Annotated in this window: 22 protein-coding genes; 13 read left to right on the forward strand and 9 right to left on the reverse strand. The window is 38.6% G+C overall.

Annotation, left to right across the window (positions count from 1 at the left end):
- Nucleotides 1–182: 182 nt before the first annotated feature.
- Both H5119_RS11870 and H5119_RS11875 read left to right on the forward strand, forming a co-directional pair.
- Nucleotides 183–578, forward strand: coding sequence for a cytochrome c5 family protein (locus H5119_RS11870; protein ID WP_077536822.1), 396 nt, complete (start codon nucleotides 183–185; stop codon nucleotides 576–578).
- 165 nt (nucleotides 579–743) lie between these two features.
- The gene (locus H5119_RS11875; RefSeq protein WP_182702380.1) at nucleotides 744–3314 is read left to right on the forward strand and encodes a diguanylate cyclase domain-containing protein; all 2571 of its coding nucleotides are present in this window, start codon (nucleotides 744–746) and stop codon (nucleotides 3312–3314) included.
- A gap of 241 nt (nucleotides 3315–3555) precedes the next feature.
- Here H5119_RS11875 and H5119_RS11880 read toward each other — a convergent pair whose 3' ends face one another.
- From H5119_RS11880 to H5119_RS11910, 7 genes are all read right to left on the reverse strand, one after another.
- Nucleotides 3556–4011 (reverse strand): hypothetical protein, encoded by a 456-nt coding sequence (locus H5119_RS11880; RefSeq protein ID WP_182702381.1) that lies wholly within the window; start codon nucleotides 4009–4011, stop codon nucleotides 3556–3558.
- A gap of 202 nt (nucleotides 4012–4213) precedes the next feature.
- Nucleotides 4214–7333, reverse strand: a complete 3120-nt coding sequence (locus H5119_RS11885; RefSeq protein ID WP_182702382.1) for an efflux RND transporter permease subunit — start codon at nucleotides 7331–7333, stop codon at nucleotides 4214–4216.
- 8 nt (nucleotides 7334–7341) lie between these two features.
- A complete protein-coding gene (locus H5119_RS11890) occupies nucleotides 7342–8895 on the reverse strand; it encodes an efflux RND transporter periplasmic adaptor subunit (RefSeq protein WP_182702383.1) in 1554 nt (517 codons plus the stop codon).
- Entirely contained in the window at nucleotides 8885–10261 is a 1377-nt protein-coding gene (locus H5119_RS11895) for a TolC family protein (protein ID WP_182702384.1), read from the reverse strand. Before H5119_RS11895 ends, H5119_RS11890 begins: the two co-directional genes overlap by 11 nt.
- A gap of 257 nt (nucleotides 10262–10518) precedes the next feature.
- Complete coding sequence (locus H5119_RS11900; RefSeq protein ID WP_310737445.1) at nucleotides 10519–10881, reverse strand: hypothetical protein; 363 nt, start codon at nucleotides 10879–10881, stop codon at nucleotides 10519–10521.
- Nucleotides 10882–10975: 94 nt separating this feature from the next.
- On the reverse strand, nucleotides 10976–11590 hold the full coding sequence (locus H5119_RS11905; protein WP_182702385.1) for a paraquat-inducible protein A: 615 nt from the start codon (nucleotides 11588–11590) through the stop codon (nucleotides 10976–10978).
- Between the two features lie 2 nt (nucleotides 11591–11592).
- Nucleotides 11593–12858, reverse strand: a complete 1266-nt coding sequence (locus H5119_RS11910; protein ID WP_182702386.1) for an EAL and HDOD domain-containing protein — start codon at nucleotides 12856–12858, stop codon at nucleotides 11593–11595.
- A 425-nt stretch (nucleotides 12859–13283) separates the two neighbouring features.
- On the opposite strand from H5119_RS11910, the gene H5119_RS11915 reads away from it, so the two are divergent.
- Nucleotides 13284–13850, forward strand: coding sequence for an alkylphosphonate utilization protein (locus tag H5119_RS11915; RefSeq protein ID WP_182702387.1), 567 nt, complete (start codon nucleotides 13284–13286; stop codon nucleotides 13848–13850).
- Nucleotides 13851–13905: 55 nt separating this feature from the next.
- Here the strand turns inward: H5119_RS11915 and H5119_RS11920 are convergent, their stop codons facing one another.
- The gene (locus tag H5119_RS11920) at nucleotides 13906–14745 is read right to left on the reverse strand and encodes a 23S rRNA (adenine(2030)-N(6))-methyltransferase RlmJ (protein WP_182702388.1); all 840 of its coding nucleotides are present in this window, start codon (nucleotides 14743–14745) and stop codon (nucleotides 13906–13908) included.
- Between the two features lie 217 nt (nucleotides 14746–14962).
- Between H5119_RS11920 and zapB the strand changes: the two genes are divergently transcribed.
- From zapB to H5119_RS11970, 10 genes are all read left to right on the forward strand, one after another.
- A complete protein-coding gene (gene zapB, locus H5119_RS11925) occupies nucleotides 14963–15193 on the forward strand; it encodes a cell division protein ZapB (RefSeq protein ID WP_077536812.1) in 231 nt (76 codons plus the stop codon).
- Nucleotides 15193–15498 carry a cell division protein ZapA gene (locus tag H5119_RS11930; RefSeq protein ID WP_077536811.1) on the forward strand — a complete coding sequence of 102 codons (306 nt, stop codon included), beginning with the start codon at nucleotides 15193–15195 and terminating at the stop codon, nucleotides 15496–15498. Before zapB ends, H5119_RS11930 begins: the two co-directional genes overlap by 1 nt.
- Nucleotides 15499–15564: 66 nt before the next feature.
- Nucleotides 15565–16587, forward strand: a complete 1023-nt coding sequence (locus tag H5119_RS11935; RefSeq protein WP_182702389.1) for an MBL fold metallo-hydrolase — start codon at nucleotides 15565–15567, stop codon at nucleotides 16585–16587.
- A gap of 55 nt (nucleotides 16588–16642) precedes the next feature.
- Entirely contained in the window at nucleotides 16643–18103 is a 1461-nt protein-coding gene (locus H5119_RS11940) for a transglycosylase SLT domain-containing protein (RefSeq protein WP_182702390.1), read from the forward strand.
- A gap of 65 nt (nucleotides 18104–18168) precedes the next feature.
- A complete protein-coding gene (locus tag H5119_RS11945) occupies nucleotides 18169–18657 on the forward strand; it encodes a peptidylprolyl isomerase (RefSeq protein ID WP_077536808.1) in 489 nt (162 codons plus the stop codon).
- A gap of 20 nt (nucleotides 18658–18677) precedes the next feature.
- Complete coding sequence (locus H5119_RS11950) at nucleotides 18678–19406, forward strand: SDR family NAD(P)-dependent oxidoreductase (protein ID WP_182702391.1); 729 nt, start codon at nucleotides 18678–18680, stop codon at nucleotides 19404–19406.
- Nucleotides 19403–20242, forward strand: coding sequence for an amidohydrolase (locus H5119_RS11955; RefSeq protein WP_182702392.1), 840 nt, complete (start codon nucleotides 19403–19405; stop codon nucleotides 20240–20242). Before H5119_RS11950 ends, H5119_RS11955 begins: the two co-directional genes overlap by 4 nt.
- 47 nt (nucleotides 20243–20289) lie before the next feature.
- Nucleotides 20290–21855: a S41 family peptidase gene (locus H5119_RS11960; protein ID WP_182702393.1), complete on the forward strand. Its 1566-nt coding sequence runs from the start codon at nucleotides 20290–20292 to the stop codon at nucleotides 21853–21855.
- Between the two features lie 3 nt (nucleotides 21856–21858).
- Nucleotides 21859–22239: a hypothetical protein gene (locus tag H5119_RS11965; RefSeq protein ID WP_182702394.1), complete on the forward strand. Its 381-nt coding sequence runs from the start codon at nucleotides 21859–21861 to the stop codon at nucleotides 22237–22239.
- 132 nt (nucleotides 22240–22371) lie between these two features.
- Nucleotides 22372–22851 (forward strand): hypothetical protein, encoded by a 480-nt coding sequence (locus H5119_RS11970; RefSeq protein ID WP_182702395.1) that lies wholly within the window; start codon nucleotides 22372–22374, stop codon nucleotides 22849–22851.
- Nucleotides 22852–22856: 5 nt separating this feature from the next.
- Here H5119_RS11970 and H5119_RS11975 read toward each other — a convergent pair whose 3' ends face one another.
- Nucleotides 22857–25397 carry a protein kinase domain-containing protein gene (locus tag H5119_RS11975; protein WP_182702396.1) on the reverse strand — a complete coding sequence of 847 codons (2541 nt, stop codon included), beginning with the start codon at nucleotides 25395–25397 and terminating at the stop codon, nucleotides 22857–22859.
- Between the last annotated feature and the right edge of the window lie 20 nt (nucleotides 25398–25417).

Here is a 25417-nt window from a genome sequence, read left to right on the forward strand (position 1 = left end):
TTTTATTGCTAAACAAAAAGCAAAAATTATTAAATTTATTGCGTTAACGCAAAAAGTATTCAGTTTTATTAATAAAAACGTCTCTTAGCATTTTATAAATTGCGCCAGAGAGTTATAATCGGTTCAATTTCCGTCATCTATATCGTGATTGATCACGTTCAAATCGAAGTGGGCAAAGCAAAATGAAAAAATTAACAGCTGCAGCATTATTATTGCTAGCAACCACCGCATACGCACAGCCATATGATAACTCTATGACTGAAGATGCAATTAAAAAACGTCTCGCGCCAATTGGTGCTGTATATCTTGAAGGTGATAAAGCCGCTGCAGCTGCCGTACCTACAGGCCCTCGTTCTGGCGAACAAGTATATCAAAGCTCTTGTTTTGCATGTCATGGCACAGGCGCATTAGGTGCACCAAAATCAGCTGACGATTGGGCTCCACGTATAGCCAAAGGTAAAGATATTTTACTCGATCACGCACTTAACGGATTCAACGCAATGCCTCCTAAAGGTACATGTATGGATTGTTCTGATGATGAAATTAGCGCAGCTATCGATTTTATGTCATCTAAATAAACAAAATGTTTTTAAAATAAAAAGGTTTACCAACAGGTAAGCCTTTTTTAATGCCTAATTTAGCACTTTTAGCGACTACTTTACGATAATATCAACTTGACGATGAACGCTAAAAATGAAAGTATAAGGCTAATAACTATACAATAAAAATAGCCGGTTACATCATTGGAAGATAAACGCTCAGCGCATTGTAAATTAGCGTATCAAAATAAACGTCTTAAAACGCTATTAGAAAAATACAAGCAATCGCATCATTTACAAAATGCTCTTATCCAATTATCAGAGCAAGCAAGCACTGTTGCCGAGCTAACCTTACTCTATCCCGCCATTCACGATATTTTGCAAAAGTACGTTCCCAGTAAAAGTTTTTATGTCGTGTTATTAGATCAACACAGCCAATCGTTAGAGCTTTCTTATTTTTCAGATGAAAAAGACGCAATTGCCGTTGCGCTTAATCAACCTAATTGTTTTGATAAAGGGGTAACTGGATACGTATTTAAGCAAGGTAAAACAACTCACTTTACCAAACAGCAAATGCAAGAGGCAGCAGATAAAGGTCTATTTAAAGCAATGGGAACGCCTGCAGAACATTGGGTAGGAGTACCTGTTTACCAAGAAAGAAATATTATTGGTGTGTTAGCAGCGCAAAGCTACGATACGCAGCAAACATATAGTTCACAACAAATACAGCTACTTGAGGTTATGTCACTTTATTTAGCTACGGCTATAGAGCGTGTAAAAAAACGCGAGCTTCTTGAGTCTGAAGTTAAAATAAGAACCCGTGCATTAACGCATAGTAACGACGCGCTCAACGTTGAAATTGAGCAACGTAAACATGCCCTGCAACGCCAGCAAATCTTATTTAAGATATCAGAGCTGGCGACTCAAGCTAAAAATATTAATGATGCTTACTTCAAAATACACGAAATAATAAAAACAATTACCTACGCTGAAAATTTATATATTGCGCTTTATGATAAAGAATCCGGTTGGATAAACTTTCCTTACTGTGTCGATGAATTTAAAGAAAACACATTACCAAGACGCTTTTCGAAAGGTTACAGCGAACTGGTAATTAGTACTGAAGAAACTCAACTTATACACCCTTGTCGAGCTAAAGAGTTATTAGAAAGTGGTACGGTACAACGTAGCCAGTCGGTACAAAAAGAACAAAAAGCCACCAGTTGGTTAGGATCTCCGCTTAAAACATCACAAGGCGTGATTGGCCTCATTGTTTGTCAGGCTTACAATAATAAACATATTTTTAGCCAAGATGATTGCGAACTAATAACCTTCGTCTCTCACCAAATTGCAGCTGTATTGCAAACAAAGCTTGCTAATCAAGCTCTTAAAAAAAGCCACCATGAATTAGAGTCTAGAGTAAACGAAAAAACCAAAGAGTTGCGCCAAACAAACTTACACTTACAAATGCAAATAGATGAGCGAAAGAAAATAGAGCAGCAACTTTATCATGATGCGCATCATGACTCGCTTACCAGTCTACCTAACCGCAGTTTGTTTTTAACTCAACTTGAAAAAACATTACAGCACTATCAACGTTTCCCTGAACACCATTTTGCCGTGTTGTTCATTGATTTAGATAAATTTAAAGACATAAACGACCAACTAGGACATCAAGCAGGCGATCAATTTTTAATAAATGTTGGTGAGTTATTTTCGCAATGTATACGTGAGCACGATTTATTGGCGCGCTTAGGTGGAGATGAGTTTGTTATTTTGCTAACCCACCTAACCGAGCCACAGCAGGCAGAAGATGTTGCTAATCGTATTATCGATTTAATGAAAATGCCATTTAGCTTAAAAGACACCTCTTTAAAAAGTGGTGCGAGTATTGGTATAACTTACTCGAGATTCGATTATAAACACACCGACGAAATTATCCGTGATGCTGATGCTGCTATGTACTACGCCAAAAATTCTGGGAAAAACCGATACGAGTTATTTCACCCTTTATTAACCCAGTCTGTGCCAGAGCAAGAACAACAAACTCTTCATCATCTTGACGCATTACCGATGAGCTTTAGAAGCTCAGAAATAATTACCTTAAATGAACAACATCAATCAGAATCATTATTTGAAGCATTTGGGGAGCACCCAATACTTGGTTTTACTAGTTTTGATATTTTAAAAAAGTTTGCAGTCGATCCAGAACAACACGTACAAGTGGAGTTGCAGCTACTACAACGCGCCTTCACTAAAGCCGTAAATGCGAATATAAAAATGGCATTAGTACCGTGTTCATGTCTATTGCTAGGATTACATGAATTTACTTTATTTACCGAGGTGCTTGGTAAGCAGCAAGGTCAAAGCCAACTTTGCCTACTATTCGATGAGCAAGAAATTCGCCAAGCATGTGCCACACAGCTCGAAAACCTTAAGAAGCTTTCGCTACTTGGTTACTCAATTGGGCTGAATAACTTCGCCAAAGATAGGTGTGAGCTTAATTTATTGACTGATGTTAACTTTGATTACCTATTGTTAAGTTCAACGTTTAGTAAGCGCGTATTGCAACAACAAAGTTACGATTTCCAACTTCAAGGAGTACTAGCAATTACTCAACTAAAAAAAATGAAAGTAATTGCTAAAGGTCCATCTATACTAAATTTCAGAGCACTATTAGACAAACACGGATTAAATTTTTTTGTTGGGAAGCAGCACTCTCTTGCTAATAAAAAACAACTTTTAGACTCAAATCTAGAATCAATAAAAAACTAAATCCCAGCATCACACAAAGTGCTCATAGTTACATAATTTATACCAATTGCATTAAATTTGTGAGCTATTATAGCGATAAGAAAAATAGCTCAATAACAAGGCTAAAATTATGGCATATAGTTGTTCTTGGCAATTGCTCACTGCATTGCTTTGCTCACCCTCCTGCATCCATGCAGTCGACATATAAATGTTAGTGAGTTATTTAATACGCTAGAATGCTTATTTTTTAACAAAATTGGTATTACATGTCCATATGACGATTAGTGCTTTGCATCATTTGCTTTATGCCTTGCTTTTCAAGCTCTAATATTTGCTGTAGTTTTTCTTGGCCGTTATCTGTTTTAGCGCGCTCAAGTAAGTATTCGTACAACTCAATCACTTTTTGATGCTGCTGTGCTAAATAGCCTTGAATAACTTTCTCATCAAATTGCTGATCTTTACTAATATCTTCAAAAGTAATTAGCTCAGGGTTTTTAGCAAAGTATTCATAACAGTACGTATCGAGCGTATTTATTTCGGTTATCGCCTTAAACCCAACTAAATCTTCAGCCAGTTTTTTTTCGTAATTTAAGTAATAGTCCACCAGCATTGCATTATGTTCATCGAGTAAATCCTTTACGGCATAGAAATTAGCCGCCATTTGTGTATGAAACAAAATGGTCCAATCGTATACCTCTTTAATCGTTTTAACTTGCATGTGCATTCCTTATTTAGTTGACTGAAGTACAATGTTGCGTAAAGCGTGCCAATTAAAAAGCTATTTAAAAACATGAGGTTAATTTCAAAATAAAGAATAATTAGGAATTTAATAGTACAACTTACAAATTATAAGTAATTTTTATAGAGCAATGCGTGGGTAGTAACCGCACTGCACTGCTCTATCGTCTTGTTGCTTTATATTATTTAAGTCCTTGTTTGCGCCACAGTAGGTAAACCGCAGGAATAACAAGTAAAGTAAGTACAATTGCACTGCCCATACCGCCAACCATAGGTGCTGCTATTCGGCTCATTACTTCGCTTCCGGTACCCGTGCCATAAAGTACAGGTAATAAACCGATAATAATTGTCGCGACAGTCATCATAACCGGGCGTACTCGAAGCCCTGCTCCTTCAACAATGGCTTGCTGTAATTGCACTAAGCTAAGCGGCTTACCTGCGCGCTCTGCTTCGAGGCATTTTTCTTGATAGGCTTGGTTTAAATACACCAACATTATGACCCCTATTTCTACCGCTACCCCAGCTAAGGCAATAAAGCCTACACCTACTGCAACTGAAAAGTTAAAGCCCTCTAAATACATTAGCCATACGCCACCAATCATTGCCAGTGGCAACGTAGCCATAATAATAGTGACCTCAGCAAAGCTTCTAAAATTAAGGTAAAGCAATACAATAATAATCGCTAATGTAAGTGGTAATACATAAGTCAGTTTTTCTTTAGCGCGCTGCATGTATTCATACTGCCCAGCCCACGTAATTGAGTAGCCAGCAGGTAGTATCAGGTCTTTATCCAGCACTTGCTGAGCGTGCTCAACGTAAGTACCAATATCAACGCCATCTATATCAATAAAACTCCAACCGTTTAAACGTGCATTTTCGCTTTTTATACCAGGCGGTCCATCTTCAATAAATACATCAGCTACATCACCAAGTGCTATACGCTGCCCTGTAGGCGTTACAATAGGTAACAACATTAACTCTTCTGGCGAGTCTCTGTATGCTTGCGGATAACGTAAATTAACAGGGTAACGCTCTTGCCCTTCTACCGTTTGTGTTACGTTTGTACCACCTATTGCAGTAGATACAACTTGCTGTATGTCGCTAATATTTAAGCTATAACGCGCAGCTTTTTCTCGGTTTATATCTACTTTTATATAACGTCCACCAGCTACTCGCTCTGAATAAACCGATGCGGTGCCTTGCACATCTTTTAATAGCACTTCTATTTGTTGACCAATTTTTTGAATTTCACTCAACTTTGGTCCCGCAACTTTAATGCCCACAGGGGTTTTAATACCGGTTGCGAGCATATCAATACGCGTTTTAATTGGCATTACCCACGCATTAGTTAGCCCCGGAAATTTAACCAAACCGTCGAGTTCTTTTTTAAGTTTTTCAAGCGTCATGCCCTCGCGCCATTCGTCTTTTGGTTTTAACTGAATAAACGTCTCTATCATTGTAAGCGGCGCAGGATCTGTTGCAGTTTCTGCTCGCCCAACTTTACCAAATACTGTTTTAACCTCAGGTACTGTAGCAATTAACTTGTCGGTTTGCTGAAGTATTTCGCGTGCTTTACCTACCGATAAACCAGGATACGTTGTGGGCATATACATTAAATCGCCCTCATCGAGTGGTGGAATAAATTCACTGCCTATTTTATTTACCGGGTAAAAGCCAATAACAGAAACAACCACCGCGAGTACCAATGTCATTTTTGGAAATTTAAGCACCCAGTTAAGGAGTGGGCGATACGCTGCGACGAGTAATCGGTTAACTGGATTTTTTTGCTCCGAAATAACTTTACCTCTAATAAAGTAACCCATTAATACCGGCACTAAGGTAATCGCAAGCCCAGCAGACGCTGCCATAGCATAGGTTTTAGTGTAAGCCAGTGGCGCAAACATACGTCCTTCTTGCGCTTCTAAAATAAATACCGGCATAAAACTGACGGTAATAATTAATAAACTAAAAAATAATGCAGGACCCACTTCACTCGCCGATTTAGCCACAACTTCCCAGCGGTTTTCGTTGGTAAGGGGCGTTTTTTCCATATGTTTATGCATATTTTCAATCATGACGATAGCACCGTCGGTCATTGCGCCTATCGCTATTGCAATTCCCCCTAAAGACATAATATTGGCGTTAATCCCCTGCCAATACATAATTATAAATGCCGTTAAAATCCCAAGCGGTAACGTAATAATCGCCACCAGCGATGAGCGCACATGAAACAAAAACACCACACACACTAAGGCAACTACAATCAGCTCTTCAATTAACTTACTTGTTAGGTTATCAACCGCGTTATTTATTAAGTTAGAGCGATCGTACACTGGGACAATTTCAACGCCCTCTGGTAATCCCTTTTTAAGCGATTCTAATTTTGCTTTTACGAGCTCAATGGTTTTTTGTGCATTTTCGCCATAGCGCATAATGACAATGCCGCCGGTTACTTCGCCTTCGCCATTAAGCTCTGCAATACCACGGCGCATTTGCGGTCCGACTCGAATATCAGCTACATCACGCAATTGCAGCGCAGTACCATTAGCGTTTACACCAAGCGGAATAGCTTCCAAGTCGGCAACACTCTTAATGTAGCCGGTGCTTGTTACCATGTATTCAGCTTCAGCCATTTCAACTACCGAGGCGCCCATCTCTTGGTTGCCTTGTTGAATCGCCGTTTGAATAAGGCTAAGTGGAATACCATATGCGCGTAATTTATCGGGCTCTACATTGACTTGGTATTGCTTAACCATGCCACCAACAGCAGCCACTTCTGAGACTCCTGGTACGGTTTGTAGCTCAAACTTTAAAAACCAATCTTGTAAGCTTCGTAGCTGACTAATATCGTGTTTATTTGTTTTATCAATTAGTGCGTATAAGTAAATCCAACCTACGCCTGTTGCATCAGGGCCAAGCTCTGGCGTAGCGCTATCGGGTAATCGGTTTGCTACTTGGCTTAGGTATTCTTGTACTCGGCTACGCGCCCAATACAAATCAGTTTTTTCGTCAAAAATAACGTAAACGTACGAGTCACCAAAAAACGAAAAACCCCTTACGGTTTGCGCACCCGGCACAGAAAGCATTGCTGTGGTGAGCGGAAATGTAACTTGGTCTTGCACTACTTGCGGCGCTTGCCCCGGGTAAGTGGTTTTTATAATGACCTGAACATCAGATAAGTCAGGCAAGGCATCCACGGGCGTATTTTTTAGTGCAAACAATCCTCCACCCAGTAAAATTAATGTAAGCAACAACACAAAAAAGCGATTGCCAACAGACCAGCGAATAATGGCAGTTATCATAATGGCTCCTAGTGAGAACTGTGTTGCATAGTAGAATGATCAATCGGCTCTGCGTTTTGCGCTTTAGTAATTACAAATTCATCATTAATAATACTAAAAGTAAAATTAATATACTGGGCATTTTCAAACTTGGTAATGTCGATGTCTGGCGCTAATACAAAGTCCATTGTGGCGGGTTCTCGATTCCATTTTTCGATGACTTCTCGGCTAATATTAATAATGCGATTTTGTGTATCTATGGCGTTAATAGTGCCATTAACCGTGGCGCTTTGTGGCTGCATATCCATGTTCATATTCGAGCCTGAACCAGAATCCGAGCTCATACCTGAGCTAAGAACTGAACTAGGCATTTCCATTCGTTTAAAGTCAGAGCTCTTACTCGACTCAGAATCAATTAAAAATTGCGCTGAGGTCACTACCGTGTCACCTGTCATTACACCTGACAAAATGACCGCTTCATTACTATTAATTTGCCCAACTTCGACTTCTACCGATTTAAAACGACCCTCACCTAATGCAATAACCACACGGTTTTGATGCTGCGTGCGAATTACCGCTTCTTTAGGGACTGTAAATTGCGCTTTACTCGCTTTAGCATGAATGCTCACTTGTGCAAACATATTTGGTTTTAACCGATGATCTGCATTTTCAAACCTGAGCCTTACACGCAGAGTCCGGTTTTTAGCATCAAGCGCGGGGTAAATGTAATCAACCTTACCTTCCCACTTTTGACCTTTTAAGTAATCAAGCGTCATTGTTACAGGTAAACCAACGCTCACTTGCTCTGATTGGCGCTCGAAAACTTCTGCCTCTACCCAAATTTCATCAAGCTGGGCAATACTCATCATTGATGTGCCTGGTTTAACGTAAAAGCCCTCTCGTACTGTTAGCTCATCTACCACACCACTTTGCTTTGCGTAAAAAGTAATATTTTGCATTATCTTTTTATTTTTTTGTAAGCGCTCGATAAATCCATCAGATACATTTAACGACTCTAAACGCGCCTTTGCAGCGCGAATTAACAAGGTATTATTACGATTCACCGCCAGTAAAAACTCTTCCTGTGCATTCACCAATTGTGGTGAATACAAAGTATATAAAGGCTCACCGGCTTTAACTTGTGCACCTTGCGCTTTAACGTACAAGCTTTCAATCCAGCCCTCTACACGCGGATGAATGTGAATAAGTTGGTCTTGGTTATATTGCACATAACCCACAGTATTTATATCGCTGTGAAGTGTTTTAAGCTGCACTTTAGCGGTTCTTACACCCAAGTTATTAATGACTGCAGGCGAAATAGTTACAGCACCTGGTCCATCCTGAGCGTTGCTATCGTTTTCATACACAGGGACTAAATCCATTCCCATTGGCGAAAGCCCTGGCGTGTCACGCCTGTAATTACTATCCATAGGGGCTACCCAATATAAGGGCTGTTTGTCAGCGCTTTGTTGTTCATGCATTGCCGAGTTGCTAGGTAAAAACTGCATTACTAAGCCGCCCATTAACCCAAAGGCGCCTGCGCCAACTAAGGCGGCAACAAGTAACTTTAAATTAGTATTCATTGTGTAATTCTCCAGTTTGCTCGCTCATTACTTGGGGGTCTAAGCTACTTGCATAATAATTAAGGCGGGCGGTAATAATATGTTGATCTACTTGAATATTCAGTGCATCAATTTTGGCGTTAAGTTCACTAATGCGCGCGCGCATCACGTCAGAAAAATCCCCATCGTCGCGCGTATAAGCATTAAGTGTTGCCTGAGATTGCTCTGACATTTGCGGTAATAACGTATTTTGATAAAGCGCATCGCGTTTTTGCAAACAAGCGAGTTGGCTAAACTCCTTAAAGTACATGCCTTTGAGTTTTTGAAGCGCTACCAGCTTTTGTGTTTTAGTAGCTTCTGCACTAGCAATAGCCGATTTAACTTGTTGATCTTGTCTGTTATCAGTAAACAATGGCAAATCAATACTAAATCCTACTGAGAGTAAATCAGCTCGCGACTCACCCATCGGGGTATCATCTCGGTAACCATAACCCACATTAACGCCCATTTGAGGTTTGTAGCTTTGCTTAGCGAGCGCAACTTCGGTTTGCTTTGCCATTACGGTTTTATCTATCGCAATAATTGCGGGATGCGCCATAAGCAACTGTATTAGTTTATCAAATTCAAGGCTCGCAAAATCAACCAGCCCTGCGGTTTTAGTAAACTCGGTATTTAAAGGCTGCATAAGCATATTCATAGGTAACCACTGTGCTAAGCGGTTTTTAGCACTTTCAAATTGCTGCTCAAGCATAACCAGCTTATCTTCAAGACGGGTGAATTCTAATTGCGCACGAATAATATCTTGCTGACGTGTTTTACCTAAGGTGCTTGCGTAGCTTGCTTCGGTAATGTCAATAAGTTGAGTAAATAGCCCTTTATCTTGCTCAATTAAAGCAATACTTCGCTGAGCACGATACGCGTTTAACCACGACTCAATCACAATTGCTTTTACTTGTGCTAAGCGATCGGCGCGCTGCCAAGGGTATTGTTGAGCAGACTGTGCTAATGCTTTTTGTCTAAGCGCTAAACTATTCCCTCGGCTAAACTTTTGGCTCAAATCAACTTTAAGCTGCGTCATCCCTTCTTGATCAAACGCATAACCGTTAGTAGGTAAGTTGAGTAAGCCAACCGTTAAAACAGGATCGGGTAAGGTGCCTGCGGCAATGCTTTGCGCTATTGCGGCATCTTCTTGGTAGCCACTCGCTTTTAGCCATGGCTCATGCGTTAGTGCATAATTAAGCGCTTGCGTTAAGCTAAGCGTTCGCTCATTGCGGGCTTGCTTTAGCGTATCGATATTTAGGTTATTTGAATTGTTTTGCGCATTAACAGCGGTGCTAAATAACACAACACTACATAATACGGCTTTAATACTTACAGCGTGGTTCATCACCTGCTCCATCTAAAAATAAAAGAAAATCTTAAATTAGGAAGCAAAAAAGGTGTTTAGGAGTTTTACAAAAACCTTTTATATCAATTGCATTGAATTAATGATCTATTATTGCGCTAGGGAAATAGCTCTATAACAAGGAAAAAATTACGCAGTATAGTTGTTTTATATAAGTAATTTTTAACGCAGTTAGAGAGGTATTTAGTTCCTAGAATGAGCATGTTTTCAATAAAATTGATATTACACCTATCCTGCTATTAAGCAGACATAGGAGGGCGATAGAGTGAACGAGGTATATTAATTTGTGTAGTAAATACACGTACATTTACTTTTTCAGATTCAAGTAAAGTAACGATAAATAAAGTATCAACATTAAGCATTGAGTTAGCAGCGCAGCCACTCATAGGGCATTTACAATCATTTTGTGGCGTACTTTCGTCGTCGCAACAATCCATCTGCATCATATTTCCAGACATGCTAGCGACAGCTGTTGCATCACTACTTTGTGTCATTGGCATTTGGGCATGCATTGCTGTTTTAGTTGGCATATCTGGCATTTCGCATACCATAGCTACAGACGCAACTGCCTGACCCACAAAAGTGAGTAGTAAAGTTATCATGAGTAAACTAGAGTAAAAACGTTGCAACATTATGCCCTTTAATAAATTTCAAAATGATTGTAAGGTAACCAAACGGCAACCACAAACACTTTAATTATGTAGATTGCGGTTTATCAGGTGTTTTAATTAAGTTACTGGCGATAATTGCAAATATACAATATGCGCTAAAATACCAAAATCCCTCACCAAATTGGGCATTCATAACAAGTAGCTCACCACTTTTACCATGAGCGTTACCTGCTAAGTAAGTCACTATTAATGCAATAACAAATACATCAACCATGCTCCACTTACTTAATGCACAAATAACCAGACCGAGCTTTTGCTTAAATCCATTCAAAGGCAGGCAACAATAAAGCAATTGTAATAATAGCTTCAAACTTGGAATAACAATAGAAAACAACCCCACTAAAGCGGCTACAAGTAAATTGTTATTATTAGCAAGTTCTTTAACTGTACCTAAAATACTTTGTGTTTTGTTATAGGCGCTAATCTCGCCCTCTAACTTATCAAGCCCTAGCATATTCGAGAACATCATTAGCATGCTGCGAGTCCGGCCATCGCCCTCTTCAGCCAGCATTTCAATACCCGCTTGCGCTAGTTTTGATTTATCTATGTTGCCCTCTATTGTTAATACTGGTTTTGTAATTCCTGGCAGCAATAAACTTATCGCAATTATAATACTTAAAACAGACAACCAATTACGCATACTTAATCAACCATAACCTCTATCACATCGTCACTATAAAGCATCGACTCTAAAATAAAATTATAAAGTTCCTCAATCGAAAGTTGTGAATTGATCTGTTGAAGTGTTGAATCAACCAATGACCAATCTTGTCCTTCTATCGCTTTAACCAGCAGTAAACAATCACCCAAAGCGCCTGCACCTACTAATAGCGCAGCACTAATGCTTTCATCGAGTGTAAACTCTTCCACTATAACCTTTAACTCTATATCCAAAATAGCATCCAGCATCGAAAACAAGCCTACCAAGTAAGCTTTTTCAGCTAGCTCTTTATCACTTTCACTTAAAATTAGCTCCATAAGCCTTGCTCGCACAAGTGCAAATTTAGTTAACTCAGTCGGTTTATCAATACCCAAATCACTCAAAGCCAACACTCGAACGAATTGACGAATAACATCTTCGCCTAAGTAAACTACAGCTTGTGAGATAGAAGTAATGACCAAACTAGCGTTACCTGAACGTGCATTAGCCAACTTTAATATGCGCGTAGTGATCCCTATATCTTTAGCCACACGTTGGTGTATTTCTTCAAAGCACAAAGACGCTTTTGAAACCGATTTCAATAAGTCAAATACACTTGCTTTAGATGGATCGACACCACTATAGGAAATCATCTCAGGTTGAGAAAAAAAGAACCCTTGAAAATAATCGCATCCAGCCGCTTTTAATAATAAAAATTGCTGGTGCGTTTCTATACGTTCAACAATAATCTTACAGTGTGGATAATTACGTTTAAGCTTTTTGACCCATATAGTCGTTTTTATAATAGGTTCATCTGCTTCTATTTTAATATAACTAACAAGCGCTAATAATGGCTCCCACTTAGCATCACCATCATAATCATCGAGCGCAAAAATATATCCGTCTTTTTTAAGTGCACGCACACGATTAGCAACTGCCGCAATATTTACTGCACGTTCGACTATTTCAATAACGGTGGTTTCTGGATTTAATAATTTTGGAAAATCATCAAGCAATGCATCCGTAGATAAGTTTATAAACGCCAGTTGATGAGCGGTAAGTTTCTCAGGCCCCACCAACATAAGTGTATTAAAAAATAAACGACTGGTGGCGTGCTGATCACTTGTTCCCACTGGAAAAGCGTTATTTGGCGAGTTTCTATATAACAACTCATATGCAAAAAGTTCTTTTTCAATATTGAATATGGGCTGCCTAGCAACATATTGCGTTATAGAAGGAGTTGAATTAGGTGTATTAGACACTTTCAATAGGTTTAGCCTGTAAGTTCATATTTGCAAATAACACTCAATATAGTCACTTTAATACAGATGACATATTAAAAGTATAGTAAAAATATCTTAATCCCTATGACAATTTCTCAATTAAGAGGTTTTAATTAATACCAATTGCATTAAATTAGTGATCGATTATGGCGATAAGAAAACAGCTCAATAACAAGGCTAAAATTATGATACATATTTGTTCTATATAAATAATTTTTAACGTAGTTAGTGAGTTATTTAATACGCTAGAATGATCATGTTTTTAATAAAATTGGTATAATTACGCAGACCTATATTAAAAATTCGCTTGTTGCACACTATAACCATACAAAATGAAGGGGTATATAACACAAAGCGACTCTGCTGGGGTATAATAAATAAAAATGTTAACTCACTGAAAAAGAGCCCCCATGAGTATTGAAAAAGCCTTAATTGAACGCAGTAATAGCCAATGTGAATTGTGTGCCGCAACTGATCATCTAGCTGTTTACGAAGTCCCTCCTGTAACAGACACCCACTCAGATAAATGCATTTACACATGCCAAACATGTAAAGATCAAATCGAAAGCAATAGCGAATTAACACCAACACATTGGCATTGCTTAAACGACAGTATGTGGAGCCAAACGCCAGCAGTACAAGTTGTCGCTTATAGAATGCTTTCGCGCTTAGCACCAGACAATGGCTGGGCGCAAGACGCACTAGACATGATTTACCTTGAAGAAGACACGCTTACTTGGGCTAAAAAAGCACTTGCAGAAGATGACGATGTTAAACATGTTGATAGCAATGGCGTGGTACTTCAAGCGGGTGATACTGTGACACTTATTAAAGATTTAGATGTTAAAGGTAGCAGCCTTACCGCCAAACGCGGAACCGCTGTACGTAACATTGGTTTGACAAGTAACCCTGAGCATATTGAAGGCCGTGTTGACGGCCAGCGTATTGTTATTTTAACTAAATTCGTTAAAAAATAAGACAAAAAAAAGCGCTGTAAATACAGCGCTTTTTATAAGCTAAAGTGATAAAAACCTACTCATCAACGAGCTGTTCGCTACGATAAAAACCACTTGGTTTACTCAATAAACTCATTAACTCTGGTAACACTTCATCCATAGTGTGTTTTAACTTCCAAGGCGGATTAATGACTATCATGCCAGATGCCGTCATGCCATGCACATCAGTATCTTCTTCAGTGCCTAGTTCAAACAATTGAATGTTTCGCATGCCGGAATCTATTAACCCTTGTTCCATATTATTAATGCGCTCTCTATCTACTACTGGGTACCAAATCATATAAGTGCCGGTAGAAAAACGTTGATATGCTTTAATTAAAGTCGCCACAACTGTTTCATAATCATCTTTAATTTCATAAGGAGGGTCAATCAATACACACGCTCGACGAGATACTGGAGGTAATAATCCCACTAATCCTGCAAAACCATTTTCACCACGCACACGAATCGATCGTTTACCTTGCATGTTTTCTTCTAGTAACAATAGATCTCGCGGATGAAGTTCAAAAAACCAGCCTTTATCTTGGCGGCGTAAAAAATGTTCAGCTATTTTTGGCGAACCTGGGTAGAACTCCAGTGCATCCGTTTCGTTAAATGATTTAATTAACTCAATGTAATCATTCAGTGCTGCGTGCTTACTTGTATGTTGCCATAGCTTTTGAATACCATCTTGATATTCTTGTGTTTTTTGCGCATCAGCTGCAGCTAATTCAAAAAAACCAGCACCCGAATGCGTGTCTATATAATCAAGCGGCTTATCTTTAAGCGTTTGATAGCCTAGCACCTGTGCTAATACTAAATGTTTGAGTACATCAGCAGGATTACCAGCATGAAATGAGTGTCTGTAACTAAGCATTGTTTATTTTCGCCATACGCTATTTAATAAAAACAGTGAACCATAAGCTCTATACTTTGGCAACTGAGAGTGAACCATTTCTGAATGAAAAAGCACATACGCTGAATTATCCCTTAACGAAGAAGAAAAATCAGCTAAAACCGCCGTAAATGCTGGCAAATCAACACACTTTGCTTTACATTTGCATGACATTAATTACAGTTATATGAGCGCCTTTATGAACAACAATACTCTTCAACAACTCGAACAACTGATCGATTCCTTAATTGATCGTAACAATCAATTACAAACAGATGTTTCTAACTTAAAAGATCAAAATAGTAAACTCATTGACGAGAATGAACTATTACAGTTGGAAGCTCTTGAAAACGAAGAAAAACAAAAAGATGCGAGCACTACGTTATCGGGTCTTCTAGACAAGTTACAAAGCGCACAACAGGCTAACTAATGTCTGAGCTGCAAAACCAGCGGGTCACTGTTGAGTTGCTAGGTAAAGAGCAGCAATTTGCTTGTCCCGAAGGACAAGAAGATGCATTAATAGCAGCAGCTAAAAATCTAAATGACTTAGTTGATAAAATGAAAAAACGCTCAACAGTCAGAAGCGATCAAAAAGCCTTACTTATGGCTGCGCTTAACTTAAGCCATGAATTGCTAGAAGCAAATACACAGGCTACAGTTGAGCAGCAACAACAAGACCAACTTATTGATAAATTGAGTCAATATTTGGCAAGTGACCCTAAACATCAAAAATAAAAAGCGCACACTGCGCTTTTTGTTTATTATAAGAGCAATTAAAATAATATAGCGTTGAGAGATTAAATGAAGTTAATTAATTCCAATAGAATCACTTCATGTAAGCACTTACTACTAGCATATATTTTGCTCTTTTTAGCCCCACTATCCCATGCAGCAGTTAGTTGGGAGACAATTAATGCCAATATTCAATTTTTAAAACAAGAAGATAAACTGCGCTTTTACGACTCAAATCAAGTGTTAATTGAGGGCAAAAAATGCGCGCTACTTGTAGATGCAAGCGGAAATTTTGCTGGTGTAGAACGATTAGTTAATGATTTAAAAAAACGCCTCAAAACCCCTTTATGTTATTTAGTTGCTACGCATTACCATGATGATCACTTACTTGGCATGGCAGTGATGCAGCACTTTTATCCTGACGCAAAACTAATTGTTCATCAACAAGTCAATGATAACTTTAGTGTGTATCAAAAAGCATTTACTAATCAGCTTGATAATTATGAAAAAAGTATAGAACTCAGCTACCAACGCTTAGCCAATATTGCTAAAGAAGATCAACCACAGTGGCGAGAAAAATTAGAGTTAGCAAAAAAACGACTATTTCGCTGGCGAGAATATCAACTTAATGCCCCTCAAATTGCTATAAATAAGAGCAAAACGCTCGATTTAGGCGGTTTTGAGCTAACGCTTAATGCGCATGCAGCACATACCAATGGCGATTTAACCATTAGTACTAACGGTGGCAGTGTTTTAATTGGAGGTGATGCTGTAGATTGGCTCCCTTATCCAGGTCATGGTGAACTCAATAGCTGGCAAGCACTTCTTAAACAATATATAAACGATTCAAAGATCACCTTAATTATCCCAGGCCACGGTGGTACGCTTAATAGAGCTCAGCTTAAGCAGCCTTTATCATTTTTAACAGCCATTACTAAACATGTAAAAAATAATAAAGACCAGACTGTAGAAAAACTGATGCTGTCGTTCCCTGAATCAGTTATGAAACCTTATACAGAAGAGGCACTTAACAAAAAATCGAGTAACCTATTTTTACAAACTGGACTAACCCGCGCTAAAAACACTAAATAACTCAACACAACGGATTGTGTTAAAATGATAAAAGGAATGTATAAAAGTGATCACTATGCGCAGCTTGGTTTTATTTTGTTTAAGTCTATTTTTATTTGGTTGCGGGAGTACAGAGCCTGAGCTACAAGACGCTCCAAAAATACTTACCCACCATGAGGCTGATTACCAATCTGAAAGTGAATTACAAAAAAAACAAATCAGTTCTAAACTAGCACCATCGCCACTTAAACAAACTGATATTAAAAAGCGTCAAACTCAAGTAACTGACTTATGGGTACATGTTGCAAATAACCTGCATTTCAAAATTCATAAAAACGTTGCGTTAAATAAGCGCATTAACTGGTATTTAAAACAGCCAAATTATTTACGCACAGTAAATAAGCGCGCCGCTCCCTATTTTTATCACATTGTGAAAAAGGTTGAAAAAAAAGGCTTACCAATGGAGCTCGCGTTACTGCCATTTGTTGAAAGCGGCTTTAGGCCCACAATCGTATCATCGCAACAAGCTGTAGGCATATGGCAGCTAGTAGCCGCAACGGCACATCACTTTGGTGTAAAATCAGATCAATGGTATGACGGTCGTCAAGATGTACTTGCTTCAACCGATGCAGCGCTTGATTACTTAAGCTACTTACACAAACGTTTTGATGGTAATTGGTTACATGCCCTTGCTGCTTACAATACTGGCGAAGGTCGCGTTAAACGCGCAATCGAAAAAAACAAAAAACGCGGTAAAAGCACCGATTACTGGTCACTCAGTCTGCCAAAAGAAACCGCCGACTACGTACCTAAACTACTTGCATTGAGCTACCTAGTTAAACACCCACAAAAACCACTCAAGCGCCCAAAATTAGCTTATAAACCATTGACTACACAAATGGATGTCGGTCAACAATTTGATTTTTCGGTGATCGCTAAACTTTCAGGCGTAGGTTCAAAAAAATTACATGCGCTCAATCAAGGCTATTTAAAAAATCAAAGCTCACCCAATGGCCCGCACACTTTACTTCTCCCTATCAGACAAGAAGCACTTTTAAAAAGCCAATTTTTTAGGGCTAATTTTGCAGGTGAATACATAGTAATAAAAAACGATACACTTTATAGCATTGCAAGACGTTTCGACATGTCGGTCATCGCCTTAAAACAGCTTAATAATAAACAAACAAACTTAATTAGTGTTGGTGAAAAGCTCTTAGTTGGGCAACCAAAAACGCTTCCAAAATCCCTTACGGTTGACTATAAAATAAGTCCCTACCTTGAACATAAAGAATTGGTTATCCCCACTATAGAAATAAACTATGAAGTAAAACAAGGTGATAATCTATGGGAAATCAGCCAGCTGTATGATGTAGCTCATAGCGATTTAGCTAAATGGAATAAGCTCTCTGCATCGAGTGTATTAAAGCCTGGTACGCAACTCGTGATGTTTATACCCCAAGCAAAAAAACCTAAAGCAATACCAATAAAAAAGAATTTACTATTAGATCTACAAAAAACATTAAATCAACCACGTTAAGTTTATAAACAACTCTATTTCGCGTAAAATCACTTCCTAACATAGTAAAATTTAAAGAGACAAGCATGCAAATTAGTAAAAATTCAGCGGTTGAATTTCATTACACCCTTAGCGAAGCGGGTGAGCAAGTAGAAACGAGTACAAACGACGCACCGCTTACTTATATTCATGGCAGTGAAGGCATGCTTCCTGGCTTAGAAAAAGCCCTTGAAGGCAAAGCCGCTGGCGAAAAATTTAGCGTAACATTAGAGCCAAGTGAATCTTATGGCGAACGTGTTGACGACTTAATTCAACGCATTCCATTAAAGCACTTACAAGGTGATGTTAAAGTATGGAAACCAGGTATGACTGCAATGGTTACCTCTAATCAAGGCCGCCATCAGGTAACGATTGTAAAAGTAGGCCGTTTTAACGCAGACTGTGATTTAAACCACCCATTTGCTGGTAAAACACTGACATTTGCTGTTGAGGTTATTTCTGTTCGCGAAGCAACAAATGAAGAGCTTTCTCATGGCCATGTTCATGCTGAAGGCGGTTGTGGTCACTCGCACTAATAAGCACTAAAGGAGCAAGTATGTCTAAAGTTGCGATTGTCACTGGCGGTACAAAAGGTATTGGCTTAGCCGTAGTAAAGCGTTTATTACACAACGGCTATGAGGTTCACAACCTTGATATAGAGCCTAGCGACAGCGGTGAATTTCATCTATGCGATGTTAGTGATGTCGCTGCCGTACGCAACTGTATAATGTCCGTATGTAAACAAACACAACGTGTTGACGTACTTGTTTCCAACGCAGGAAAACACTTAAGCGCTAATATTGAAAGCACCGATGAGCAAACCCTCGATGCGCTTTTTGCACTTAATGTGAAAGGTGCTTACGCTGCCGTACAGAGTGTACTACCTAATATGAAAGTCCAAAATAGTGGTTCTATTATATTAATTGCTTCTGATCAGGCAATTATAGGTAAGAAAAACTCGTTTGCGTATAACTTAACTAAACATGCCCTTGCTTCAATGGCAAAAACAACAGCGCTTGATTACGCCAGCTTTAATATTCGTGCAAATGCGGTATGTCCTGGCACAATAGAGACCCCACTATTTCACAATGCAATAGATGCGTACTGCGCGCAAAGTGGCGCTAACAAAGCTGAAATAGTTGCCGAAGAAGCCAGCCTTCAACCGCTAAATCGATTAGGTCAAGCTGACGAAGTTGCGGCACTTGTCAGCTTTTTAGCAAGCGACGATGCCAGCTTTATTACTGGCAGCCTACAAAGCATTGATGGTGGCTATACAGCCCAATGAGTACAAAAATAATTGACCCACATGTACACTTTTTTAATTTAAGTGAGGGTCAATATTCATGGTTACAAGGCGCTTCCCCACCAACATGGCCAAATTTAGACAAAATAAAACAGCCTGTTAGCGAAGAAGATTTAATTCAAAGCACCGATTTTAAACTTGCAGGTCTTGTACATATTGAAGCGGGGTTTGATAATAATGCGCCAATAAATGAGTTACATTGGCTAACCACGCACTTAAAAAAAACACCTTTTAAAGCAATTAGTTTTGCGCAAATTGATCAAGAAATTGATTATTTCTCTGCTGCACTAAAAAATATTCAGCATACTCATTTAGCTGGGATTAGGGATATAACCGAAGGCAATGATGCAACCCGCTTACTCAATAAAAATTGCTTTGATAATCTAGAGTACCTAAGTCATTTAGAATTACACTTTGAGGCGCAGTTTGAGCTTGAAAATATACCAGTGACAGAAAAACTCGCTCACTACGCTAAACAGCTCCCGCAATTACAGATTGTCATTAACCATGCGGGATTACCTAACAATACTGCGCTTTGGCAACAAGCGATTAAACAACTAGCCAAGCACTGTAATATCTTTATAAAGTTTTCAGGCTTTGAGCTTTTAGCATTAAATAATCACCAACAAATTGAATGCTTTAATACAATTTTAAAACAGTTTGGCGAGCAGCGTATTATGTTTGCTAGTAACTTCCCCGTTTGCCAAATCAACACTAGCTACAATAACTTATGGCACTCTTATTTAGATTTATGCCATAGTGAAGGCACTTGGCACCAATTAAGCTACAAAAACGCTAAACATCTCTACCAAGTATAAATAAAAACCGCTATATTTACTTAACAGTATAAAAAGCGAGCCTCTACATGTTCACTCTAACTAAACTAAATATGGCAAAAACACTTCTACCTTTAACACTCGCTAGCACTTTAGTCGCGTGTGGCGGCGGAGGTAGCTCAGCCAATACAAGTACTGGCACAACTACAAATAATGCCAGCTGGGTTTCCGGTACGTTTGCTAATGCAAGTCAATTTAAAGGGCAGTGCCAAGCTATTAATGAAAAAAACTGGCTGCGCTCTTGGAGTAACGAAACTTACCTGTGGTACAACGAAATAATAGATACCGACCCTGCACTTACCAGTGCAGTAGCTGATTATTTTGAGTTGCTTAAAACGAACGAACTTACTGACTCTGGTGCTGAGAAAGATAACTTTCATTTCACCTTATCAACCGATGAATGGGAGCGCCAAAACCAAGCCGGCATTAGTTATGGCTATGGCTTTAATATAAAATTAATCGCTAGTAGTGCCCCACGACAAGCCGTTGTTACCTATACCGAGCCAAATACGCCAGCAAGTAGTCAAAATATAATACGTGGATTTGAGCTTGTTGAAGTCGATGGGATTGATTTTGTTAATGCAACTTCAGCTAGTGATGTTAGTACCCTTAATGCAGGCTTATTTCCAAAGCTAACAGGGAAAGTAACCGAGTTTATATTTAAAGACATCAGCACTAACGAAAGTCGCACCATTACACTTACGTCCCAAAATGTAACATCCCAACCAGTGATCAATGTTCGCACAGATCTTGCCGGTGGTGATGTCGGGTATTTTCAATTTAATACTCATAACGCGATTGCCGAAGAGCAACTATATAATGCATTTAACGAACTTGCTGCGAGTAATATTAAAGATTTAGTGATTGATGTACGCTACAACGGCGGCGGTTTATTAGAATTGGCTAGTCAAGTTGCCTACATGGTTGCGGGTAACGCAAACACGCAAGGTAAATTTTTTGAACGTACAATTTTTAATGATAAAAATCCAAATACTAATCCTGTAACAGGTGAAACAATAACGCCGATGCCCTTTACTAATCAGTTTATAGGGTTTGATAAAAGCGCAAGTATTGTAAGCGGCAGCCAACTACCTACACTAAACCTAAATCGTGTTTATGTACTTACCACCAGTAATACTTGCTCTGCAAGTGAGGCTATTATGAATGGGTTACGCGGTGCTGATATAGAGGTTATTCAAATTGGCTCTGGTACATGTGGTAAGCCCTATGGTTTTTACCCTACCAATAATTGTGATACTACTTATTTCACTATTCAATTTACTGGCCAGAATAATAAAGGTTTTGGTGAATACTCAGATGGATTTGCACCACAAAATACGGTTGATAACGCCCGTCAACCAGTGCGTATTGAAGGCTGCGCCGTTGCAGATGATTTTACTAAGCAACTAGGTAGTGCGGATGAAAGACTGCTTAGAACAGCATTAGAGTATCGCACCTCTGGCAGCTGCCCAGCAGCAAGCTCAATAAACGGCATGCGCGGTTTTGCATCATCTACTGATACCCCTGAGGTAAAAGATACGCGAATCCAAACTATGCTTGAACAAAACATTATTCTTCGCGATAACATGAGATAAACTATGAAAATACGTTCATTAATAGTCACTATTATTACAGCGATTGCACTATCTGGATGCTCAGCACAAAGCTCTGAGTCGACTCCTAAACTGCAACATGCATTATTAGTAGAGCCTAATAGTGCCGCTGTCGCCGAAGTTATCGCCCTGCTACTTCATAGTCCGCATGTACAATTGGCTGATGACGTATTTCTAACAAGCAGTACGGTGACACTTGATAGACTTAATCAAAAAGATGCTTCGGGTAACCCTATTATGGGCAAGCAGCTCAACATGCCCGATCAATTTGAGTTAATGATTAAAGATGGACAATGTTTTGTGCGCCACCTTGATAGCAAGGCAACCAAAGCGCTAAATGGCGCTAATTGTCGAGTAAATAATTAGTTTACTCTGTGGCAGTGATATACAAAAAAGCGCTGCGCTCACTGAAGTATATGCTTTATACATAACCGCAGCTTACTTAAGCTGCAAAAGTAACTACAATGATATTTATTAACCTTAAAACAGGATATTAAAATGAGTAATCTTAGCTTTCGAGTTATTCCTAAAGAAGATGGACAATGGGACATTTCTAGCCCAACGGGCGGAGATAGTGAAAATATTTGTATTGATTATAAAGAACTAAAGGCAGGGCAAGCCGTCAATTTATATTATGAATTGGCTGATTGCCCAGAATGGGAATTTGCTGAAAATGGCACGTATTTCTCTGATGCCAAAGATAATTTTAATTATCAATTAACAAGTATAGTAGCAAATGGCGGTCAATCACTTATTGTGTCTATTTCAAGCATTATTCCTGCTCACGCATTACCTGCTGAGCTGGCAACAAAACTTGCTGACAATCCAGATGAAGCTATTTCTGGCCTGCTAAGTGAGAGTGCGGATTATGAAGTAAACTTCCGACTTGTAGCGAAAAATAAAGCTAATTCGGAATCTAAAATGCGTTATTTTTCTCAAGATCCGCGCGTAATCCTTCAAGATATGGAACCAGACTAACTGACCTATGTACAGAGAGAATTATAATTCTCTTTACCTAAGAGTGTTTCAAATTGATTCTCTGTACATAACGGTTTAAACCAAATAAGCCGATAGAACACAGGACTCCAGCCCTTTTTGATACTTTGTTCTATCGATGCCACCGCTGAATACTTTTCTCCTAAAATAGTTTGAACCATAGCTTTCACAAAATAAACTTCACTTAATTCAGAGTTTTTATTTAAAGCCCGATCAATGCTAATCATCGCCTTTTGGCTTTTACCTAAATGAACTTGCGCTTGCGCTTTTTCTAATAAGAGTTCAACAACTTGTGTATCATCAGCAATCCCTTTATCTATATTTTTATAAATGTCAGAGGCCTGATCCTTTTTACCTAACATAAATAAAATATCGGCCAAGTTAAGCTGTTGCGTACTATTTTTAGACGAAAGTTCCACTGCCTTTTGCGCATAATATAGCGCTTCTGTAAACTCTCCTTTTAAAGACAATACAATAGAGTAATTTGAATATGTTGATGAAATAGCTGTCGAACTCGTAATTAATCGCTGATAGTTTACTTCCGCTTTAACTAAATCTCCTGATAACAGCGAAATATCAGCCAGTGTTTGCAAGGCAAAAAAATCATTTGGGATATGTGTTAATATTTTTGATAAATATTCAGATGCTTTTTTATTATCCCCGAGCATTACATGAACAATTGCTAAATTTCGTGTTGTTATAAGCATCGGTCTTATTTTATAAGCAAGCTTTGCATGAGTTAATGAACGTTCTAGCTCACCACTTCTTTTATAATAAATAGCTAACAAAGTTTGCTTTTGAAACTCTTCAATATCTGATTTTTTGATTTTTCCGATTACTATATCCGTGTTGTACTTATCTTTAACATGTTGATAAATCTCTAACAAATCAATTAAATAAGCGGGGCTGTCATGATAAGAACTCGGAAGCGTATCTAATGTCATTTTTAGTTTTTTTATCACTTCAGGGTTGAGTGTTTCATCGTAATGACGCAGTACAATTTTACGGTATAGTGGATATAAAGGTGTAAATTCAGGGCTATGTAATATTAAATCCTCTATATCTGCAATTACAGAAAGAGTATTTTGGGAGTTAGTTGAAACAACGTTGACCAAGCTTACATAGCGCTCTAAAAATTCACGCTCTTTTTTTAATGCTCGTTTAGTCGCAATATCACCCGTATAGAGTTTTTCGATGAAGCTGCTTGTTACATTATAAATACCCATGTAATTCTCAGTATCACTCGCGCTTCTTTCAGCACGAACTAAAGTGCCACTTTTACCATCAAGTAAACTTAAATTAATATCACACGACAATGGAGTACAATCTAAATGAGTAGTAAGTAACTGATCCGCATTAAGCGCTTTGCCTAAAATAGGCAAACTTAAATTGTCTCCTAATAACTTTTGAGTTTGTCGAATTTCGATCTGAGAAATTAACGCATAACCTGAGGTATCTAATAAATATTGTCTAATAGCATCATTAATTGCCAGATTGAGTACTTGCTTTTGAGAATCCAAGAGCTTGGTTTTTTTACTAAACTCAATGGGGAGTACTGCAACGTAAGTTTTAGGTTTATTTGCCTGCCAGTACCAAATACTCGCTGAAAAAAGGCCAATAACAATACACGATAATAATGTAAAAACAGTCAATTCTTTCCATTTTTTCTGTTTGCTTGCTAACTGAATATCCGCCAGAGAAATCGTCTCGCTATTATTATTTAGCAACATCATGATATGCTTCAACTCTTCAATAACTTCAGCACTCGATGCAGGACGTTGCTTTACATGATATGAAAGAAGACGATTTATCAATAATCCTAATGGTTCAGGAATATCCGCAATAGCACAAGCATCAGCACGGCAGCGACTATTTTTTATTTGCTCTGCAATTGATTTATTAGAAGGTGTGGGCGATTGCTCCATGTATGGATGTTGGTTAGCAAAAAGTTGGTAAGCAATTAACCCCAATGAAAACAAGTCACTTCTAAAATCTAACGGCTGCTCGTTTAATTGCTCTGGCGACATAGCAGTTAAACTACCAAAACTACTGTTTTCTTGAGCTTGAAAAGTGTCTTTTATTTGTGAAATACCAAAATCAGCAATTTTAGCTGAGCCACTTTCATTAACCAATACGTTAGCTGCTTTGAGGTCAAGGTGTAAAATATTCTGTTGATGAATTGCAAATAGTCCTTGAGTTATATCAAGTAGCAACTCAAGTTTTTTTGGTAATGTAAGGTTTTGTTGTTTAATTAAGCATTCAAGCGTTGTGCCTTTGACATATTCCATCTCTAGAATCAATTGCTCGTCATGTTGAATAGTTTTATAAATTTGCACTATGTTTGGATGATTAAAGCACGCTAATAATTTAGCCTCCAACAAGGTTTTATCAGATATAGGAGATGATAAGTCAATGACCTTGAGCGCCACTTGTCGATCTAATTTTAAATCAATGCCAAGGTATACTTTACTCATACCACCTTGCGCCAAAGGATGTAGCTCTCGGTAATGATCTTCGAGTTTAAACACACTGCTCCCGATTATTAAAA

This window comes from Pseudoalteromonas sp. SG45-5, from assembly GCF_014164085.1.
Lineage (GTDB): Bacteria > Pseudomonadota > Gammaproteobacteria > Enterobacterales > Alteromonadaceae > Pseudoalteromonas > Pseudoalteromonas aliena.

Bases quoted from the DNA above. Each gene is read 5' to 3' on its own strand.
- H5119_RS11970 (WP_182702395.1), top strand. From the start codon at position 22,372: ATGAGTAATCTTAGCTTTCGAGTTATTCCTAAAGAAGATGGACAATGG.
- H5119_RS11955 (WP_182702392.1), top strand. From the start codon at position 19,403: ATGAGTACAAAAATAATTGACCCACATGTACACTTTTTTAATTTAAGT.
- H5119_RS11885 (WP_182702382.1), bottom strand. From the start codon at position 7,333: ATGATAACTGCCATTATTCGCTGGTCTGTTGGCAATCGCTTTTTTGTG.
- H5119_RS11920 (WP_182702388.1), bottom strand. From the start codon at position 14,745: ATGCTTAGTTACAGACACTCATTTCATGCTGGTAATCCTGCTGATGTA.
- H5119_RS11915 (WP_182702387.1), top strand. From the start codon at position 13,284: ATGAGTATTGAAAAAGCCTTAATTGAACGCAGTAATAGCCAATGTGAA.
- H5119_RS11935 (WP_182702389.1), top strand. From the start codon at position 15,565: ATGAAGTTAATTAATTCCAATAGAATCACTTCATGTAAGCACTTACTA.
- H5119_RS11945 (WP_077536808.1), top strand. From the start codon at position 18,169: ATGCAAATTAGTAAAAATTCAGCGGTTGAATTTCATTACACCCTTAGC.
- H5119_RS11960 (WP_182702393.1), top strand. From the start codon at position 20,290: ATGTTCACTCTAACTAAACTAAATATGGCAAAAACACTTCTACCTTTA.
- H5119_RS11890 (WP_182702383.1), bottom strand. From the start codon at position 8,895: ATGAATACTAATTTAAAGTTACTTGTTGCCGCCTTAGTTGGCGCAGGC.
- H5119_RS11930 (WP_077536811.1), top strand. From the start codon at position 15,193: ATGTCTGAGCTGCAAAACCAGCGGGTCACTGTTGAGTTGCTAGGTAAA.
- H5119_RS11905 (WP_182702385.1), bottom strand. From the start codon at position 11,590: ATGCGTAATTGGTTGTCTGTTTTAAGTATTATAATTGCGATAAGTTTA.
- H5119_RS11870 (WP_077536822.1), top strand. From the start codon at position 183: ATGAAAAAATTAACAGCTGCAGCATTATTATTGCTAGCAACCACCGCA.
- zapB (WP_077536812.1), top strand. From the start codon at position 14,963: ATGAACAACAATACTCTTCAACAACTCGAACAACTGATCGATTCCTTA.
- H5119_RS11940 (WP_182702390.1), top strand. From the start codon at position 16,643: ATGCGCAGCTTGGTTTTATTTTGTTTAAGTCTATTTTTATTTGGTTGC.
- H5119_RS11900 (WP_310737445.1), bottom strand. From the start codon at position 10,881: ATGATAACTTTACTACTCACTTTTGTGGGTCAGGCAGTTGCGTCTGTA.
- H5119_RS11895 (WP_182702384.1), bottom strand. From the start codon at position 10,261: ATGAACCACGCTGTAAGTATTAAAGCCGTATTATGTAGTGTTGTGTTA.
- H5119_RS11965 (WP_182702394.1), top strand. From the start codon at position 21,859: ATGAAAATACGTTCATTAATAGTCACTATTATTACAGCGATTGCACTA.
- H5119_RS11950 (WP_182702391.1), top strand. From the start codon at position 18,678: ATGTCTAAAGTTGCGATTGTCACTGGCGGTACAAAAGGTATTGGCTTA.
- H5119_RS11880 (WP_182702381.1), bottom strand. From the start codon at position 4,011: ATGCAAGTTAAAACGATTAAAGAGGTATACGATTGGACCATTTTGTTT.